Raw genomic sequence first — 2,741 nt, 5'->3', positions numbered from 1 at the left:
ACGAATTCGATATTTTCTTTAGCAAATGCTCTGTCTTGAAGAATTTTTTGTGCACGTAGTTCATCACGTCTGTGAACAATAGTAACTTTTGCTGCTAGATTAGAAAGATATAAAGCTTCTTCTACCGCTGAATCTCCTCCACCGATAACTACTACTTCTTTGTTTCTAAAGAATGCACCATCACATACCGCACAGTAACTTACACCTTTTCCTGAAAACTGTTCTTCTCCAGGAACATCAAGATTTCTATGCTCTGAACCTGTTGCAATAATTATTGATTTAGCAACATATTCTTTTTCTCCTGCAACAACATATTTAAGTCCATCTTTTTCACCAACTTTTGTGATATTACCAAAAGCAAATTCTGTTCCGAATTTTTTAGAGTGTTCGAACATTTTTTCTGATAGTTCAGGTCCTGTAATCATCTCATATCCAGTATAGTTCTCAATTTCTTCAGTTGATAGCATTTGACCACCTGGATATTTTCTTTCTAGCATCAATACTGACATATTCGCACGTGATGCGTAGATTGAAGCAGTCATACCTGCTGGTCCTGCTCCTACAATAATTAGGTCATAAATTTTTTCTGTCATATTTTCCACCTTCTCTTTTATGATTCTCTATACAAAATCTTCTTATCTTTGAATTTTGTATTAAGCACTATTAAGTATATCAGACTTCCTACTACAAATACTAGTGAAAGAACTTGAGAAACTCTTAAACTTCCAAGATAAAGAGAATCTGTTCTCATTCCTTCTACTATAAATCTTTCTACTCCATATAAGATTAAGTATGCAGCGAAGACTTCACTTTGTGCTAGTTTATTTCGTATTAGTAATAGTATTACTAATGCGATAAAACACCATAAACTCTCATATAAGAATGTTGGTTGACGATAAGCGCCGTCAATATACATATTTTCTATAATGAACTCTGGAATAAATCTATTCTGTAAATATTCCCTAGTGACTATTTCTCCATACGCTTCATGATTGAAGAAGTTTCCCCAACGTCCCAACATTTGTCCTACTAGTAAACTTGGTGCTATTATATCTAAAAGTTTAATAATTTTTATCCCTCTTTTTCTAGCAAAGAAGTACAGCACAACAAATCCACCTATTAAACCACCGTATATCGCTATTCCACCATCCCAAATGGCTATCATACTAGCGAAGTCACCTTTGTAAAATTCCCATCTGAACATTACGTAGTACGCACGAGCAAAAATAAACGCTATAGGTAAAGCTATTAGTAAAAGATCTAACATTGTATCTTTTTTCAAACCTCTTTTTGTAGCTTCCATATCCGCAAGGTAATATGCAAAAAATACAGTAGTCGCTATTATAATCCCATACCAATAAACTGGTTTTGTAAACAAGTGAAAGGCAATTGGATCTAAGTATCCTAATGTCATATTATTCCACCCCATTATTCATATTATTTCTTTTTATTTCTTCTGCTAATCGTGATGTAAAATCTTTGGCAGTATTCACTCCCATTTGATTTAACCTATAGTTCATAGCAGCAGATTCTATGATGATTGCAACATTTCGCCCAGGTCTTACAGGAATTGTTTTCTTCTCAATTTTAGAATTTAGAATTTCTTTACTTTCATTTCCTAAACCTATTCGATCGTATTGTTTTTGATCATTCCATGTTTCTAGATGAATATTAAGTTGTAATCTTTTGTCGCTACGCACTGCTCCTGTACCGAACAACGTCATAACATTGATAATCCCTAATCCACGAATTTCTAATAAGTGTTTTATTAAAGTAGACTCACAACTTCCGATTAAAAATCCTCTTTCTATCTCTCTTATATCTACTCTATCATCTGCTACTAAACGATGTCCTCGTTTGATAAGCTCTAGAGCTATTTCACTCTTTCCTATTCCACTTTCTCCAGTTATAAGTACTCCAATGCCATAAACTTCAATGAATACCCCGTGTATTGAAGTCGTAGGTGCAAATACCCTTCTAAGATGATTTGAGATATTTCCCATCAGTTTCGTAGTGTCATGTTTACATCTTAATACGGGTGTGTCATATTTATTAGCTGCTTCTATTAATTCTTCTGGAACTTCTAGTTCACGTGAAATAATAATACATGGAGTTATACGTGTACATAACATACGCATTCTTGATTTTTTCTCAATATCTGGAATTAATTTAAAGAATGATAATTCGCTTGTTCCAAGAATTTGAATTCTTTTTGGTGAATAGTGAGAAAAATACCCTGCAAGTTGCAACGCTGGACGAGATAACTCATCTGTTGTGATTTCTCTATCTAATCCTTTTTCACCACTTATTACTTCTAAATTCAATTTTTCAACAAGCTCTCTTGTTGTAATTTTTGGCATAATTTTTTTCCTTTTTTATTTCTTTTTAAATGTTTTTATTATTATCGTTCTTTGTTCAGTTTTAAATATAAAATTAAAAATTTTAATTGCTATTACTAAACCTATTGCTGTCCAAAACGATACTATCTCAAAATGTGGTGCCAATATATAAGAAACTGAATAAACTAATATAGTCCTTACTAATAATGAAAATAGTCCTAAACTAAATATTGTTATTATTACAGTAACTAGCAATAATGGTCTAACTAATGTGAATAATATTGTAATCAGCAAGGCTCCAAGGAAACCATATATTGGATGATCAATTTTTAATCTTCCTTGTGTTAAACCTGCAAATGCTATTACAACTAATGTGTTTATAATAACCTTCTTCAAAAAGGG

At 32.3% G+C, this 2,741-nt stretch carries 4 protein-coding genes; all 4 read right to left on the bottom strand.

The features are described 5' to 3' along the window. The coding region (locus RWN11_RS08165; RefSeq protein ID WP_314161238.1) for an FAD-dependent oxidoreductase at nt 1–593 on the bottom strand (593 nt) is incomplete at its 3' end. A 17-nt stretch (nt 594–610) separates the two neighbouring features. Then, nucleotides 611–1,414, bottom strand: a complete 804-nt coding sequence (gene lgt, locus RWN11_RS08160) for a prolipoprotein diacylglyceryl transferase (protein ID WP_314161239.1) — start codon at nt 1,412–1,414, stop codon at nt 611–613. A 1-nt stretch (nt 1,415) separates the two neighbouring features. After that, nucleotides 1,416–2,360 (bottom strand): HPr(Ser) kinase/phosphatase, encoded by a 945-nt coding sequence (gene hprK / locus RWN11_RS08155; RefSeq protein ID WP_314161237.1) that lies wholly within the window; start codon nt 2,358–2,360, stop codon nt 1,416–1,418. 15 nt (nt 2,361–2,375) lie between these two features. After that, nucleotides 2,376–2,741: phage holin family protein (locus RWN11_RS08150; RefSeq protein ID WP_314161236.1), on the bottom strand; the 366-nt coding region annotated here is incomplete at its 5' end.

The organism is uncultured Gemella sp., assembly GCF_963519265.1.
GTDB lineage: Bacteria > Bacillota > Bacilli > Staphylococcales > Gemellaceae > Gemella.
This window is presented reverse-complemented; position numbering and strand designations above follow the sequence as displayed.